General features: G+C 53.1%; 11 protein-coding genes. 8 read left to right on the top strand and 3 right to left on the bottom strand.

All coding sequences use genetic code 11. The annotated features are described in order from the left end of the window. Positions 1–81: 81 nt before the first annotated feature. The 3 genes from MKY96_RS17760 (at position 82) to MKY96_RS17750 (ending at position 4,991) form a co-directional block, all read left to right on the top strand. A complete protein-coding gene (locus MKY96_RS17760) occupies positions 82–2,526 on the top strand; it encodes a glycoside hydrolase family 38 N-terminal domain-containing protein (protein WP_340942010.1) in 2,445 nt (814 codons plus the stop codon). Positions 2,527–2,920: 394 nt separating this feature from the next. After that, positions 2,921–4,474, top strand: a complete 1,554-nt coding sequence (locus MKY96_RS17755) for a response regulator transcription factor (RefSeq protein ID WP_340942009.1) — start codon at positions 2,921–2,923, stop codon at positions 4,472–4,474. Positions 4,475–4,769: 295 nt separating this feature from the next. Continuing rightward, the gene (locus MKY96_RS17750) at positions 4,770–4,991 is read left to right on the top strand and encodes a hypothetical protein (protein WP_340942007.1); all 222 of its coding nucleotides are present in this window, start codon (positions 4,770–4,772) and stop codon (positions 4,989–4,991) included. Between the two features lie 69 nt (positions 4,992–5,060). Here the strand turns inward: MKY96_RS17750 and MKY96_RS17745 are convergent, their stop codons facing one another. The 3 genes from MKY96_RS17745 to MKY96_RS17735 form a co-directional block, all read right to left on the bottom strand. After that, on the bottom strand, positions 5,061–6,014 hold the full coding sequence (locus tag MKY96_RS17745) for an ROK family protein (protein WP_340942005.1): 954 nt from the start codon (positions 6,012–6,014) through the stop codon (positions 5,061–5,063). After that, complete coding sequence (locus MKY96_RS17740) at positions 6,004–7,830, bottom strand: class I mannose-6-phosphate isomerase (RefSeq protein WP_340942004.1); 1,827 nt, start codon at positions 7,828–7,830, stop codon at positions 6,004–6,006. Before MKY96_RS17740 ends, MKY96_RS17745 begins: the two co-directional genes overlap by 11 nt. 109 nt (positions 7,831–7,939) lie before the next feature. After that, positions 7,940–8,839: an AraC family transcriptional regulator gene (locus MKY96_RS17735; protein ID WP_340942002.1), complete on the bottom strand. Its 900-nt coding sequence runs from the start codon at positions 8,837–8,839 to the stop codon at positions 7,940–7,942. A gap of 81 nt (positions 8,840–8,920) precedes the next feature. Here MKY96_RS17735 and MKY96_RS17730 point away from each other — a divergent pair, with 81 nt between their 5' ends. The 5 genes from MKY96_RS17730 (at position 8,921) to MKY96_RS17710 (ending at position 15,940) form a co-directional block, all read left to right on the top strand. After that, positions 8,921–10,453 carry a response regulator transcription factor gene (locus MKY96_RS17730; protein ID WP_340942000.1) on the top strand — a complete coding sequence of 511 codons (1,533 nt, stop codon included), beginning with the start codon at positions 8,921–8,923 and terminating at the stop codon, positions 10,451–10,453. Between the two features lie 156 nt (positions 10,454–10,609). Beyond that, on the top strand, positions 10,610–12,307 hold the full coding sequence (locus MKY96_RS17725) for an extracellular solute-binding protein (RefSeq protein ID WP_340941997.1): 1,698 nt from the start codon (positions 10,610–10,612) through the stop codon (positions 12,305–12,307). Next, positions 12,304–13,194: an ABC transporter permease gene (locus tag MKY96_RS17720; RefSeq protein ID WP_340941995.1), complete on the top strand. Its 891-nt coding sequence runs from the start codon at positions 12,304–12,306 to the stop codon at positions 13,192–13,194. The genes MKY96_RS17725 and MKY96_RS17720 overlap by 4 nt, the downstream gene beginning before the upstream one ends. A gap of 15 nt (positions 13,195–13,209) precedes the next feature. Next, positions 13,210–14,091: a carbohydrate ABC transporter permease gene (locus tag MKY96_RS17715; protein ID WP_340941993.1), complete on the top strand. Its 882-nt coding sequence runs from the start codon at positions 13,210–13,212 to the stop codon at positions 14,089–14,091. A gap of 64 nt (positions 14,092–14,155) precedes the next feature. Beyond that, positions 14,156–15,940 (top strand): sensor histidine kinase, encoded by a 1,785-nt coding sequence (locus MKY96_RS17710; RefSeq protein WP_340941991.1) that lies wholly within the window; start codon positions 14,156–14,158, stop codon positions 15,938–15,940. The last annotated feature ends 45 nt before the right edge of the window (positions 15,941–15,985 follow it).

The raw sequence follows: 15,985 nt of genomic DNA, 5'->3' as shown, positions 1-15,985 counted from the left end.
AGTAGGATATCCTTCCATTTGGCCTGCTGGATATAATGGAAATGTGAAAAATAAAATGCCATATTGATTGGAGAATCAAGCATGAACAACAAGAAGAAATGGACGATTTATGTGATTCATCATTCCCATACGGATATTGGCTACACCGAGCGGCAAGAGAAGATCGAGCAATATCACGTGGACTTTATCAGGCAGGCCATTGCGATCTGTGAGGCGGCTCAGACGGAGGACCGTAAGGAATGGGCGGGCTTTAAATGGACCTGCGAAACCTTCTGGGCCGTGGAGAAGTTTCTGGAGGAAGCCACGGAAGCAGAGAAGGAACAATTTGCAGCCGCGCTCAGACGCGGGGATATTGAGTTATCGGGCACCTACTTGAATATGACGGAACTGATTAATTTCGAGCTGCTGGGCAGTATGCTTGCACGGGCTGGGCAATTCGCCCAGCCGCTGGGGCTTCAAGTGAAGTCGGCCATGACTGCGGATGTTAACGGATACAGCTGGGGCTATGCACAGGCTTTGGCAGACGCAGGAGTCGAGAATTTGCTGTCCAGTATCCACACGCATCATGGAATGTTTGCCATCGGGCGCAAGCAATTCCCCTTTTATTGGGAGACGCCCAAAGGCGACCGCCTGCTGGTGTGGAGCGGTGAGCATTACATGATGGGGAATGATCTGGGGATCAATCCGGATGGGGCATTATCTTATACCATCAAAGACGAAGACCCGGTATGGGGGATCTCCAAGGATCACTGGAAGCTGGCCGAGACCCGCATTGCCCGCTATCTGGATCAGCTGGAGAAGGAGCAGTATCCCTACGATTTCGTATTGGTGAACGTCATGGGGCTGCTGCGGGATAATTCGGCGCCGAATCCCGGAATCATGACCTTCATCAAGGAATGGAATCAGAAGCACGGGGACCGTGTTGAGATTGAAATGACAACGCTTAACCGGTACTTCGACCTGTTGCGGCAGCAGGAGGCCGAGATTCCTGTCTATAGCGGTGACTGGCCGGACTGGTGGTCCGATGGTGTGGCTTCAACCGCGATGCACACCCAGATCTTCAGGAATGCCCAGCGAACCCTGGACGTCGTCAAGCGGCTGGACCCGGAGCGCAAGCTGGTGGCGTCAAGCGATATTGCCCAGGCAGAGCAGCAATTAATGATGTATGCCGAGCATACCTGGGGATATCACTCCTCCATCTCGGAGCCCTGGCACATCATGGTGCAGGAGCTTGCCGTCCGCAAAGAGGCGTATGCCGCCAATGCCAGCAGACGGGTTCATGCCTCGCTGGATACGGTTCTGAAGGCGCGGGGCGATGTGCTGCTGCGGGCAGACCGGGCATTCACCTATAAAGTAATCAATTCCTTCGATTACCCCGTAGAGGATCTGGCTCATTTCTATCTGGAGGAGCAGTGGGAAGCGGATTATTTCCGGCAGGGGCTTGAGGTGGTCGATGAGCAGAGCGGAGAAGTGGTCCACCATCAGCAGGAGAAGGTCAGCAGAGGATACCAGATTGCGGTCATGGTCAAGCTGGGGGCGAAGGAAGAGAAGCGGTTCAGTATCCGGGAGGCCTCGAAGACCGTCCCGGTGACGACGAGCAGCACCCGCTTGCGGGGAGCCGACCGGATTCATGATATCCGGGATATCTTCCCTCCTGTGCAGAAGGAGGCCCCTCGGCTGTTCATCACGGAAAACCACATAGAATCGCCTTACGTACGAATTGCGTGGAGAGCCGGAGAAGGCATCGTCTCCTGGATGGATACACAAACCGGCCAGGAATTCATTGATCCCCGTCAGGCTCACGGAGCCTTCACTCCGGTGTATGAAGTGACCCCCGGCGGCGGTGACGACCAGATGACCGTTCGGAGAATCATGGGCAGGAACCGCAAAGGCATGAATGTGGAGCGTTCGGAGGGTGTCCTCTCAGGCGTGAAGGAAATAACGAACGGCCCGGTGTACGGCATCATTGAATTGAAGTATCAGGTTCAAGGGATGAGCCACTATTCATTATTCCTGAAGGTGTTCAAGGACCAGAAACGAGTCGATGTCTCCGTCCGCATCCACAAGGATAGCGTGTGGGACCCGGAGAATGTGTACGTCGCCCTCCCCTTTAGTGCAGGCGGCAGCAGTGAGCTGTGGTTCGAGAAGGCCGGGGCTGTCCTAAGGCCGGGAGTAGATCAGATCCCGGGCACCTGTACGGATTTCTATTGTATTCAGGAAGGGCTTGCGGTGATATCCCCTCAAGGCGGGCTGTCCATTGCGACCCCGGATACGCCGCTGATGCAGACCGGACCTCTGGAATACGGCCCAAGACTGGTTCAGGGCCAACAGGAAGAGGGCGCTCACAAGTCGTTATATGCCTGGGTACTGACCAATTACTGGGAGACGAACTTCAAGGCCACCCTCGGGGGCTTCTACGAATTCCGCTATATGCTGCAATGGGGAAGCGAAGCGGATACGGCAGAGCAAGCTATTCTGTTGTGCCACAGTGCCAATGCAGGCACGGTTGCGTTTAGAACCATATAAATCCGGCGGGCAGAAGAAGGGCTGAATCTTTTATAGAGAAGCCCTTTTTTTGTCTAATTTATAGGCTTCAAGCTATGTAAGAAGCACTAAAAGAAATTAACAAAAAGCAAAAGAAGCGAAGGGGAAATTTGGAACTGTAGGAGCGGTAGCGACCGCCTTTGTCACCGGATTTCCACCGCGAAGAGCGGAAAAAATCAAGAAATCTGGGGACAACAGCGGCCGGAAGTCCAAATGTTCACCGCAGTGACGATGAAGCTTCAAGTTCATATCTTAAGGGCGTTTTATTTATAGATTGAACTTGAAAATATACGGACAGGGGAAAGTGACGGAGAAGAATTTTGGCACTACACTCTATATAGAAATGAGCCTTGTGTAAAAAAGGGAGGCGTGCGCTGTGTACCGTATTCTGATTGTGGATGACGAACGCATTGAGAGAGAGGGCATTCAGCAATTAATACAGGAACACTATCCGGAGGTGGAGACCATCCTGGCGGCGAATGGCGAGATTGCGCTGGAGATCATCGGGAAGCACAGGATTGATATTCTGATTACGGATATCAAAATGCCCTTTATGGACGGGCTGGAGTTGTCGGAGAAGGTTAGCAGCCTGGGTCTGGATATTGAAATGATCATCTTCAGCGCTTACCATGAGTTTGAATATGCGAGAAGAGCCTTGCGGACCAACATATCGAATTATTTGCTCAAGCCGGTTCATATCCCGGAGTTTCTCAGTGTGGTGAACGAGGCGGTTCAGGCCTGTGAAAACAAAGCGGCAGAGAAATTGCGGAACGAACAACTGGTGGAGGGATATAACCGGGGGCTTGCGTATGAGAAGGAAAAAATGCTGCTGGACTCCCTAAACGGAGTGAAAATAAATACGGAGGCATGGATGTCCCCCGAACTGCTGGAATATGTCCAACACAAGCATTGGCTGCATATGATTCTGGTGGATTGCCGCCGGAAGTTTTTTGATATTCACAACGATGAATTCATTAGGCTGTTACACGATAACCTCAGCTACGCCTTCGATTATGTCAACTTGAGCGAGCATCAGAGTATGCTGTTCGTCAAGCACCCCCGTCCTCTCCCCAAAGAGACGCTGCGAATGCTTGGAGATGGGATTATCCGCGCCGCCGCCGGGAGCCTGGAGCTGAATGTGGGTCTGGTGATCGGCAGAGCGGTGAATCAGCCGCAGCAGTTATATGATGCCTATACCGGGATGGAGCAGATGCTGGAATTCAAGTTTTTCATGGATGAGTATACCCTTCTATTTGCCGATGAACCCTTTGAGCAAGCGGGCTTTGACGAGATCGAATTGAATCCGATTCTGGATAAGGTCTACCAGTGTCTGGAGTATAACGATTTTACCGGTGCGAAATACAGTATAGAGCTGCTGTTCACCTACCTGAGAACCAAAGGGCAATTCTCGTCCCTGTACACCAAGTTCATCTGTTCGGAAATTATGAAAAAGGTGGTGACGAGAGAGAAAAACCATGAGCCTGCGGAAATGAATCTTTACTTGGACCAAATTCATAAAACCGTATCTCTTCAGGATCTGAAGGATCATATGTTTGCGATCCTGTCCCTCATGGAAACCGGCAGCGGAGCCAGCCCAAAAAGGTCCGCCAATCTCAAGCTGATCCGGACCATTACAGATGTAATCGACAAGGAGTACGATCAGGATCTCTCTTTGGAGGGCATTGCGGAGAGGGTCTATTTGACACCCAGTTACCTCAGTTATTTGTTCAAGAAGGAGACAGGTCAAAGTCTCATCCGGTACATCACGCAGGTGAGAATGGACAAAGCCGTCGAGCTGCTGAATACAACGAATATGAAGATTGTTGATATCTATAAGAAGCTGGGCTACAGAAGCTCTACCTATTTTATCCAGACGTTTCGTAATTACCATGGAGTCACTCCGGCCAGGTTCAGGGAAGGCTCTCCTTAGGGTTCACTCCGTCAGTTTCATCAATCATTAGCGGTTGCCGGAAAAGCTCCAACTATTTCTGTTTGTAACGGATACGGGGAATAGTTGGAGTATGTACATTATTGTAGTATCAGATGTAATTCTGTGAATACGGGCAAATCTCTGTGGTTTCATATAACGAAGCTGCACCGGCCGTTTGAGGTTGCTCCTAACGGACCTGAGAGACCCTATTCCCGGGAAAAGGCCACCATTTACGGGTTAGCGGACTGAGGAGCCTTTATCGTCTCTCGATGAGAGGTCTAGGAGTGTAAATTCCATGAATAAGACCCATGGGGTCCGTTACTTTCAACAAGGGGTGCCTTCATCCGGAATAAGCGCGCCTCAGTCCGTTACGCTGGGTCAAATGCCCTTAAGGAACAACTTCCGTCTTCATCTGGGAATGGTGGAGGAGCTGGCCGCCTGGGAATGGCAGAAAAAGTTACCTGAAGAGGTTGGCTCCACTCCTTGGCTCCACTCCTGTGTCCTTCAGGCAGCATAGCGCCTCATCCATTAGTTTAAATCTGACGCTCTACCAGGGTGCATTAACGAAACGTGATGATGCCCCCGTCTATCCCTCGCTGAACATCCGGGCAATGCCCCGGAAGGTATAGGCGAGAACATGCTCTGCCGTGCGGACGGTCAAGGCGGGGGAGGAAGGCCTCCGCAGGCGGTTCAGCAGAGCAGGCCCGAACAGGTCATGGCTTCGGGAGATTTGCCCGCCCAGCATGATGAAGTCCGGCCGGTAGCCGTCTACGTAAGGCTGGAGCAGCTCCCCGAGCCGGGCTCCGAATTCGGTGAATACCCCGCGCGCGGCAGCATTCCCCTCTCTGGCTTCATGGGCAAGCTCCTTCACATCCATGTCTGCTCCCGGAAGCCCCGCCTCCCCAATCCCGGCTTCACGGGCCAGCTTCAGGATGCCTCTTCTGGAGAACCAATCATCCGCCCTGCCGTCAAGATAAGGCTGGTCATACAGCCAGCCGTCCGGCGGGATGCCCGGCCCGGATTCCATGATCCGGGAGCTGTCGATGAAGGCGGAACCGAGGCCGGTTCCTAGCGTCAAGGCCATGAACCGCTCACGCGGGAATTCGGCGCTGACTCCCAGCGCAAACAGGCGGGCGTCATTCTGAAAACGGATATCCATATCCGGCAGTGTGCCAGCCTCCCCGGAGCTTCCAGTGTGCCAGCGTGCGCGTAAAGCTTGGCCCAGATTCAGCCCGTAGATCGCCTCGAATTTGGCAAGCCCCCGGATCAGGCAGATGCCCTGCCTGTAATCGAACGGACCGGGAAAAGCCATCCCGATATGATAGCGGCAGTCCGTTACAGCATCCCGGCGCCGGTGCTGATACAGGTCGTACTGGGCTTGAAAAATAGATAGGAAATGGTCAAGGATCGTTTCCCGGTCCCGGTCAGCCAGGGCGGGGAATTCCATGTCACTGCCTTGCAGCGAAAGGCCGTCCTCCAGCACGCAGGTCTTAATAAAGGTTCCGCCCACATCCAGCGCGAGTACGATATTACGGCTCAAGGAGACTCACATCCCATGCTGCGGAGACACCGGCCTTGATTAGCTTGCAGGGGCCGGAACCGGTATTGACGATGGTGTATTCCCCTAGTACAGCCGGGAGAATATACGATTCCGCATAATGCAGCTCCACATACACCGCCTCGTCCTCAGCAGACACAATCCGCACGCCCTCTCCTTCAACGAGGTTATACATGGTCATTTCGCCGCGTGTATCGTCTTTCCAGGTATCCTTCAAGTGCACACGGTGTACATAGAACAGCAGATCATCGCGCTGTCCCAGCACATACTCTTCATTCTCCCCTTGCTGCTGCAGAAGCACCGGCGAAGGCATAAGCTGATCTTCAACCCGGGCGGTCTTCTGAGTGAAGTCAATATTGTCGAAGGCGAAGTCGATGTTGATCGGCCGGGGTTTGCCGTCCAGATCCTTGCGCAGAAAATCATAGATTTTGAAGGTGAACCACCAGGTGGTCGAGGAAATCTCCAGCACCAGATTGTCTTTGCCTGCGGAATGAACGGTTCCGGGCGGGATCAGGAACAGCTCGCCCTTCCGGGACGCATAACGGTTGACATAATCGGTCAGCGGCAGCGGGATGCCTGTCTCCTGAGCCTTCTTCACCTCATGGCGGAACTGCTCAGGTGTGCAGTCTTCAGTCAGTCCCAGATAGACCCCGGAATCCCCCTGCTGCTCCATGATGTAATAGGATTCCTGCTGGGCCATGAATTCATTGAACCGGCTGCGGATATAGTCCTGGGTAGGGTGGACCTGGCAGGACAGATTGTCTCCGTCCATCGTGTCCAGATAGTTGAAGCGGATCGGGAAATAATCTCCGAATAAGCCGGTCAGACGTTCCCCCAGAATCGCTGGATGCTCCTGCTGCATGACCAGCAGAAACGGAATTTCCATCTCTTTGCCTTCATACCCTACAAGAATGGAATTCTCGGGGGCAATCGGCTCGAAGCTCCAGGCGCAGTTCACCCAATCCTCCGGCAGATCGGCCAGCTGTTTGAGGAATTGTCCGCCCCACACCCCCGGTGCATAAAAAGGCTTCACCCGCAGCGGCGACCCGGCAATATCCGAGATCATCCGGCGCAGGGACGGCACGGCAGTCATGACCGGCTGTTGCGGCTGATTCAGGTCGATATAGTAATCCATTTGGTCCAGGATGTGTTTGCGGTAGGTTTCGAGAATAGGCCATTCCACGAACAGGGCGATTTTATATTTCTCCACGGCATCCCGGTTCCAGTTGAGGCCGAAACTCAGCAGCTCCTGCCGGTGGCCGGCCTGCTGGTATTCACGCGAGACATCCAGATAGAAGGAAAGATCGAACCGCCCCTCTCCAAGCCAGTATGCCCCCGGGCCAAAAACGATACAGAATGCAGCCGAATCCGCACCCGGCTCTGCCTCATCCAGTCTGCGGGCGGCTTCTTCCCTGGCCCCGGCCCGGAAATAATCCTCTATACTACCATCAGTGAAATAGCCGAAGGCGCGGTTATCCGTAATATTGGCGGCAAAAAACTCCCGCAGCTCTTCGCCTGACTTGAGATAGCTGCCCGAGCCGATGAGGGACACGGAATGACCCGCTTGCTCAAGCGCTTCCACTGCCCGCTGCAGAACGGTTTGAAACGGGGCGCCGTGGGTTCCGTCAAAAGCAACATACAGCGTGCCGTTTCCCTTCACACTGGCGAGCTGAAGCAGGGAAGCGGTAATCGCAGAATAGCCTTCCCGGAGCACTGCGGGAGGAGCAGCCAAGGGTATGCCGTTCTGAGGAACAGAAATGGGGCTGCGTACAAGGTTGACCGGTCGTTTAACAAACATGGGGAAACTCACTCCTTCTAAGGGTCTACCACCATTGTAAGGAGTCCGTGCGGGATTATCTTTGAATACGGTGTCTGATTTTTTGTACAATCCGGACATTTGGTGATGATTAGCTCAGGTTCTGTCTTCCGTCTGCAAACTGCGACCTGCGGAACCGGGCGGGGGAGACACCAAGCTGCTTGGTGAATACGCGGGTGAAATAGTGCACAGACTCGAAGCCGCAGCGCTCGGCGATGTCTTTGATGGGCAAATCAGTGTGCAGCAGCCAATCCTTGGCTTGTTGGATTCTTCGTTCCTGAATATAATGGACGAAAGTCTGGCCCAGGCAGGCCTGGAAAATCCTCGACAGATGACGCGGAGAGATATCCAGTTCCAGGGCCACTTGGGCCATGTGCAGCGGGGAGGACAAATTGTCGCGGATATAGCGCCTCGCCCGTTCCAAATGGCGGTGCTCCCCGCTGTCCTCCTTCATCGCCCCGGCCTGCAGATGGGGTTCGGGGGAGAACGCCTGCGGGAAGGAATGCAGCAGGGCAAGCGCCAGATGGTTCATCGGCAGCCGGGACACCGCCGCTTCGCTCTCGGCAAGGCTGAAGAGAGTCCGCCAGATTCGGGCAGAGAATGCGGCGGCCTCATGCGGGGCTATGGCCTGCCCTCCGGCGGCGAGATCCTGAAACGGCTTGCGGCCGGCCGCAGAGCTTAGAGCTTCGTCGATTTCAAAGGCAATGAAGAACAGGACCAGCCCCTGCTCACTGCGGATCTGGTGCCAGATGCCCGGACGCGAGCAGAACAGGGTTCCCGGCTCCAGGGGGAAGAGCGCATCGTCATCCTGGTAAGAGCCGGTGCCTTGCTGGACATAACAGACTTCAAAAAAAGAATGGCGGTGCAGGGAATTATTATAATGATTCGGCATGAAGCCCCAGTAATGAATATGAAATGAGGTTTGTCCGTCACTGACATTTGAGATATGCTGATTCAAAAGTGCATTGGCTTTGCGGTACGCCAGGCGCATGGCGGGACCTCCTCATGGTGTAGGCTTCAATGAATGGATAACGTTTGCTTATGATTCTATCAGACATCAGGAGGGAACTCTATGTTTACCATATTGATCGTGGATGATGAGAAAATTGAACGGGACGGCATCCGGGGACTGATCGCTGACATGAACTACGAGCTGCGTGTTATCGAAGCGGAGAACGGGGAGAAGGCGCTGGAGTCTCTTCGTCTGAACCCGGTGGACATCCTGCTCACAGATATCAAAATGCCCTTCATGGGCGGTCTGGAGCTGGCGGAGCAGGCCAGCCTGGCGCAGCCCTCTCTGGAAATCATTATCTACAGTGCTTACGGGGAATTTGACTATGCCCGCCGGGCGCTCTATACCAATGCTTCCAGTTACCTGCTGAAGCCGATTGATATCGAGGAATTCGCCGGGGTGATGTCAAGCGTGATACAGAAATGCGCAGATAAGGCCACCCAGCAGCGCCGCACTGCCGAGATGATGCAGGGGTATCACAAGGGCCTGGAGTATGAGAGGGAGAAGTGGCTGACCGATGTGCTGAACGGGGTTCAGGTGATCGCGGATGCTGCTGCTCTGCCGTTCGGAGGGCAGCCGGCCGCTCTGCTGCTGATTGATTTCAAGGAGCGTTTCTTTGACCGCAGCTACGAGGCATTTGAGCAAGCGGCAGAGCAGCTTACAGCCGGTGAATATGAGCTGCTGAACCTGAATGAATATCAAAGTGTGCTTATGGTCCCTTGCCCAGGCAGCGGCGGACAGAAGAGGATCAGGGAGATGGGTGAAGCGCTGGCGGAGCGGATCGCGGAACGCTTTTACCGGCATTGCTGCATCGTATACAGCCCCGTGTTCTCCGATTGGCAGGGGATTTCAGCGTGTTATGAGCAGATGGAGCAGACGCTGGACTACAAATTCTTTTTTGAGGATACGGTGGTGCTGTTTGCCGGAGATGAACTGGCAGGCCGTGTCCCGGAGCTTGTCAGCACCGAGATGCTGATGGCCGATATCAACCAATTCATTCACCATGGGGAATATGCAGGTGCTGCCAAAAGCATTGAGCTTCTGTTCAGCCACTTGAGCCGGAACGGCGGATCTTCTGCAATCTATGTCAAGTATCTCTGTTCGGACCTGGTGCGGAATGCGTTTGAACAATCGTCACGCAGGCAGAAGGCGGATTTCCAGCGAACGGTAGAGCGTATCTTCAAAAGCGATTCGATTCAAGAGGTCAAGCAAGTGCTGCTGCAGGCGCTCTCGGAAATAGAACCGGACAACGGCCCTCCCGATGAGAGCAAACGTCATATTGTCCAGCAGGTCATCCGGATTGTGGAGAAGGATTTCAGGGAGGATATCAGTCTGGAGGTTATAGCCGGGCGCGTATCGCTCAATCCCAGCTACCTGAGCCATTTGTTCAAGAAAGAAACCGGGCAGAGCCTGATCAAATTCATCACTCAGCAGCGTCTGGAACGGGCACGGCATCTACTGGACAGCACCAATATGAAAATCGTCGATATCGCTGAACATGCCGGCTACTGGAGCTCCTCCTACTTCTGCCAGACCTTTAAAAAATATTACGGCATCAGTCCGCAGAAATATCGTGAAATACTGAACGGATAATAGTACGGCTTCTTGGAGAGCACCTGCGGGTGCTTTTTACTTCCAAATTAATTGACGCGTATCCAAAGAATTTGGGATTTCGCTCCCTTCCACGCTAATCTACAATTTAACTGTAAGCATGAAAGCGTTTTATAACAAAGTTTGGGAGGGGCATCTATGAGATTGAAGAAAATTCGTGTTATGGCAGTGCTGCTGTCCATGGTGATGATGCTGGGAGTGCTGGTAGCCTGCGGCAGCAGTTCTAAGGAGGAGAAGGTTGCTGCGCCCGCCGGCAGTGAATCCACGAATGCCGGAGGCAATGAACCATCCGCCGCCGCCAAGGAGGACGATGGACCCTTCAGCAAATATGAAGAACCCGTTACCGTGTCTCTGGGGAGACAGGGGGTATCGGGGAACAACCTGCCGGCAGGAGATACGCTGGAGAATAACAAGTATCTGAAATATGTTGAGGACCGCCTGAACGTAAAGGTGAAATACGATTTCTCGGTGGAAGACCAGGATGCGTATAACCAGAAGGTTACCCTGGCGATCTCAAGCAATTCCCTGCCTGACATTCTGGTGGTGGATGAACAGCAGTTCAAGAGAATGGCCAAAGCGGGTATGCTGGCCGATCTGACCGAAGTATTCGATCAATATGCCTCGCCGCTGATTAAGGATTATTACAACTCCTACACGGGAGACCGGGTGCTGAACACCGGAAGAATCGACGGCAAGCTGATGGCGCTGCCCAATACCAACATCGACGGCAATTATCAGCTCCTGTGGATACGCCAGGACTGGCTGAACAAGCTGAAGCTTGAGACCCCCCGTACCATGGATGAAGTGAAGACTGTGATTAAGGCGTTCAAGGAGCAGGACCCTGACGGTAACGGGAAAGCGGATACCGTTGGTCTGCTGGGCGACAAAAGTGTGGTCGCAGACGGCGGCTTCTTCACCTTCGATCCGATCTTCAATGCCAATCATGCCTATCCGAAGAACTGGTTCAAGGATGAGGGAGGAAACATCTTCTACGGCTCCACGACTCCAGAGACCAAGCAGGCGCTCTCTGAGCTGAGAGCGATGTACGCGGACGGATTGATTGACAAAGAGTTCTTGACCCGGAAATACGAGGATAATGCCGGGCTGGTGTCAAGCGGCCGGGCCGGTATCCTGTTTGCCCCCTGGTTCGGAGGCTGGGCGTTGTCTGATGCGGTGAAGGCCAACCCGGAAGCGGATTGGGTGCCGCTGGCTGTGCCGCTGGACGGAGACGGCAAACGGAATATCGTACCATCCACGCCGTCGGGAACCTTCATGGTGGTGAACAAGAAGGCGGAGCATCCCGAGGCCGCCTTGAAAATGCTCAGTGTGGAGTATGAAGGCATCCGCCTGATTGATCCGGCAGCACAGGAGCTGTACAAGGATCTGGGGGTAGGCTGGCTCAATTATCCGATTAATGTACAGCTGGATTATCAGGATTCCCTGGCACGTGATGTGCCGATCTATGAGAAGGCGATTAAGGATAAGAAGCTGGACGATCTGCCGGCCCGCATCCTGCCGAGAGTCAAGGCGGTCTTGAGGAATAATGAAAATCCGAAAAAGGATATTCCCGCTTATGCCGATTCACTGGCCTTCTATACTGCCGCCTCCATCACCGGAGCGAAAGAAATTGTGAAGGTGGAGCCTGTGTTCTACGGCAAAACAGAAGCGATGCTTAAAAAGGGAGCCAATCTGGAAAAACTCGAAAACGAGACCTTTTTGAAAATCATTACCGGCACTTCTCCCCTTGAAGAATTCGACAAGTTCGTGGAGACCTGGAAGAGCATCGGAGGGGAAGAAATCACCAAAGAGGTTGCTGAGGCAGTTGAGTCACCATGAGAAGCAGAGCTTCCATCTGGAATTACCACCTGATGCTGCTCCCCGGCATATTGCTGCTTATAGCATTCAGTGTAGTTCCGATGTTCGGAATTGTGATTGCCTTTCAGGACTTTCAGCCTACGCTGGGCATCTTCCACTCTGAATGGGTGGGCTGGGAGAATTTCGAGTATATGTTCAGCCTGCCGGACAGCAGGCTGATTCTCGGCAACACCCTGAGCATTGCACTGATGAAGATCATTGCCGGACTGACCGTTCCCTTTGTATTTGCACTGCTGTTCCATGAAGTGGCGAATATTAAATTCAAGCGCACCATCCAAACGATTGTGTACCTGCCCCATTTCATGTCCTGGGTCATTCTCTCAGGAGTGCTGATTAACCTGCTTAGTCTGGACGGCATTATCAATCAGATGATCCAGTGGTTCGGCGGCGATCCGGTTATGTTCCTCCAGAGCAATCACTGGTTCCGCTTTGTGATCGTATCGAGTGATGTATGGAAGGAATTCGGCTTCAATACGATCATCTATATCGCTGCCCTGACTTCCATCAACACCAATCTGTACGAAGCTGCCGCCATTGATGGAGCGAACCGGTTCCAGCGGTTAACCAATATTACGATTCCGGGCCTGATGACCACGGTGATTCTGCTGGCGACCTTAAGCCTCGGCAATGTGCTGAATGCGGGCTTCGAGCAGATTCTCAACCTGTATAATCCGATTGTCTATGAGTCGGGGGATATCATTGATACTTATGTATACCGTTCAGGATTGCTTGAAATCCAGTATGGACTGGCAACAGCGGTAGGCCTGCTCAAATCGGTCGTAAGCTTTGTGCTGATTGCCGCTTCCTATGGTCTGGCTGCCCGGTTTGCCAACTACCGTATTTTCTGACAGAGGTGATTTGCTGTGATCCGAGGAACCAGCCGGACTGTTGATATTGTGATTTATTCTATTCTAACCGTGATTGCTTTTCTCTCCTTGGCCCCCGTACTGAATACCCTGGCTATTTCGTTCAGCGGCAAGGTGGCGGCCATGTCGGGGCAGGTCTTCTTCTGGCCGGTTGATTTCAATCTGGAGGCCTATAAGTCGGTCATCAGTGACCGGAGCTTCTTCACTTCCTTTGGCGTATCTGTACAAAGGGTACTGCTCGGAGGAGCCATCAATCTGCTGGTTACGGTGCTGATGGCCTATCCTTTATCGAAATCGAACAAACATTTTCCGGGCAGAAATATCTATATGTGGTTCGTGATCTTCTGCATGCTGTTCAACGGCGGGCTGATCCCGTGGTATATGACGATCAATACGTACGGGCTGCTCGATTCCATCTGGGCGCTTGTGCTGCCTACCGCCGTTCCGGTATTTAATGTGATTCTGCTGATGAACTTCTTCAAGGGCGTTCCGAAGGAGCTGGAGGAGGCTGCCGGGATGGATGGGGCGGGGGCGTGGAGAACGCTGGTGACGATTTTTATCCCCATCTCCCTGCCCTCACTGGCGACAGTCACCCTGTTCTCGGTCGTCGGCCACTGGAATGCGTTTTTTGACGGGATGATCCTGATGAACCACAAGGAGAATTGGCCGCTGCAAACGTATATCCAGCAATTGATTATCAGCGTGAATTCGATCATGAACACTACCGACCCGGAAGAGATCAAGCGTCTGTCGAATATGTCGAGCCAGCTGCTCAATGCGGCCAAGGTGATGGTCTCGATGATCCCGATCATGCTGATCTATCCGTTTCTGCAGCGGTATTTCGTCAGCGGAATCGTGCTCGGCGCCGTCAAAGAGTAAGCGTAAACTGCATGGAAGCGGGTGTCCCGTAAGCCGGAAACGGCTGGGGACACCCCTTTGCTATTTGGGGGCAGAACTCATGCGGCGGACCGCTGCTTTTACCGATTGTTATTTGCCGGGGGCAATGCTACGTTATAAGGACAAGAGGCTTAAGACAGGAGGGGTAGATCTGGAGCGTCCAGGCCGGTTCATCAGGAATTTAAGAATTAAGCATAAGCTGTTTGTCTCTTATTTGCTCGTTATCATTATTCCGCTCAGTGTGCTTGGCTGGTATTCGTATGATCAATCCAGGAGTCTGCTCGTTCAGCAGGCCCGGCTGACCTTAACCGACAATGTGTCGGAGATCGCCGCCAATCTGGATTATAAGTTCGGCAAGCTCAATGCCGCGCTGGACTCGTTCACCTTCAACTCCAGTGTAGTGTCCGTCTTCAACAATGATTACTCGGACAATTATTACTATATGTACAATGATCTGAACACCATCGTGGAGCCGCTGTTCAATACGCTTCTGTTCCTGAACGAAGAGATCCGCCAGCTGACGGTGTATACAGGGAACAACATCACGGAGCGGAAGAATACGATTCTGCCGATTAGCAGCGTATCCGGGAAGCCATGGTATGAAGCGGCGATGGCCAGCGGCCAGACGCATTGGATCAAGGAGGGAACGGCCTTATCCGCGGTGCGGAGAATGGTGGGCGGCTCGGGAACGCAATATGACAACCTGATCTACTTAGGCTTTGACAGCAAGGATATGTTTGCGGGTCTGACCAATGTGGTCTCCGGTGAGTACGGCGTTCTGGTCGAGAATGGAGCGGAGGAGCCTGTGTATGACTATCACAACGGGCTGCCGTCCTTCGAATCAGCTAAGGAAGCGGAAGAGCACGCGAGCGATTTCATCGTGATCTCCCAGACGCTTGGCGTGACGGGGTGGAAGCTTGTCTTTTATATGCCCAAGAACTCGATCGGTGTTGATGCCAAGACGATTCTCCGCGCCACCATGCTCACGGTCGGGATTTGCCTGCTGATTCTGGTGCCTGCGGTCTGGCTGTTGTCGAATGCATTCGTGAGAAGGATCTACCGTCTGAACCGCACGATGAAAAGGGTGACCCGAGGGGACCTGCATGTGGATATTGTGGTCGATTCCAATGACGAGATCGGCGAGCTGACCTTACGGTTCAAGGATATGCTGCAAAGTCTGAATGAGCTGTTCAATGAAGTCTACCGCAGCAAGGTTGTGCAGAAGGACGCGGAGCTGAAGGCGCTGCAGGCCCAGATCAATCCGCATTTTCTCTATAACTCTCTGTCGCTGATCAACTGGAAGGCTATAAGCATTAAAGCGTATGACATCAGTAAAATCACCACAACCCTCTCGAAATTCTACCGGACGACCCTGAACAGGGGGCAGGATGTCATCAGCGTCCAGGATGAACTGGAGAATACGAAATCTTATATTGATCTGCAGCTGATTATGCATGACCACAGCTTCGATGTAGTGTACGAGGTGGACCCGGAGGTGCTGGGCTATCACATGATCAAGCTGATTATGCAGCCTATTGTAGAGAATGCGATTGAGCACGGCGTGGACAACAAGCGGGAGGGGCGCGGCAGGATCAGCCTGCGGGCTGGCTTCGAGGAAGATACGATTGTATTCAGCATTGAAGACAACGGTCCGGGAATGACTCAGGAGACGATGGATACGGTATTAAGCAGGCAATCCAAATCGTATGGACTGTTCAACGCCCAGGAGAGAATCCGGATTTATTTTGGCGAGGCGTACGGGATCACGATCCACAGCGAAATCGGCCAGGGCACAACAGTGGTGGTGAGAATTCCCAGAAGGGCCAAGTAACGAATTCAGGAGACTGGATTAACCCATAATCAACGCCTTGATGTC

This window comes from Paenibacillus sp. FSL R7-0302 (assembly GCF_038006885.1).
GTDB lineage: Bacteria > Bacillota > Bacilli > Paenibacillales > Paenibacillaceae > Paenibacillus_AQ.
Note: the sequence above shows the minus strand (reverse complement) of the source record. Positions and strands in the feature narration are given on the sequence as shown.

What these genes read in the sequence shown, in the direction of transcription:
- MKY96_RS17760 (WP_340942010.1), top strand. Translation starts at nt 82, where the DNA reads ATGAACAACAAGAAGAAATGGACGATTTATGTGATTCATCATTCCCAT.
- MKY96_RS17750 (WP_340942007.1), top strand. Translation starts at nt 4,770, where the DNA reads ATGAATAAGACCCATGGGGTCCGTTACTTTCAACAAGGGGTGCCTTCA.
- MKY96_RS17740 (WP_340942004.1), bottom strand. Translation starts at nt 7,830, where the DNA reads ATGTTTGTTAAACGACCGGTCAACCTTGTACGCAGCCCCATTTCTGTT.
- MKY96_RS17735 (WP_340942002.1), bottom strand. Translation starts at nt 8,839, where the DNA reads ATGCGCCTGGCGTACCGCAAAGCCAATGCACTTTTGAATCAGCATATC.
- MKY96_RS17730 (WP_340942000.1), top strand. Translation starts at nt 8,921, where the DNA reads ATGTTTACCATATTGATCGTGGATGATGAGAAAATTGAACGGGACGGC.
- MKY96_RS17725 (WP_340941997.1), top strand. Translation starts at nt 10,610, where the DNA reads ATGAGATTGAAGAAAATTCGTGTTATGGCAGTGCTGCTGTCCATGGTG.
- MKY96_RS17720 (WP_340941995.1), top strand. Translation starts at nt 12,304, where the DNA reads ATGAGAAGCAGAGCTTCCATCTGGAATTACCACCTGATGCTGCTCCCC.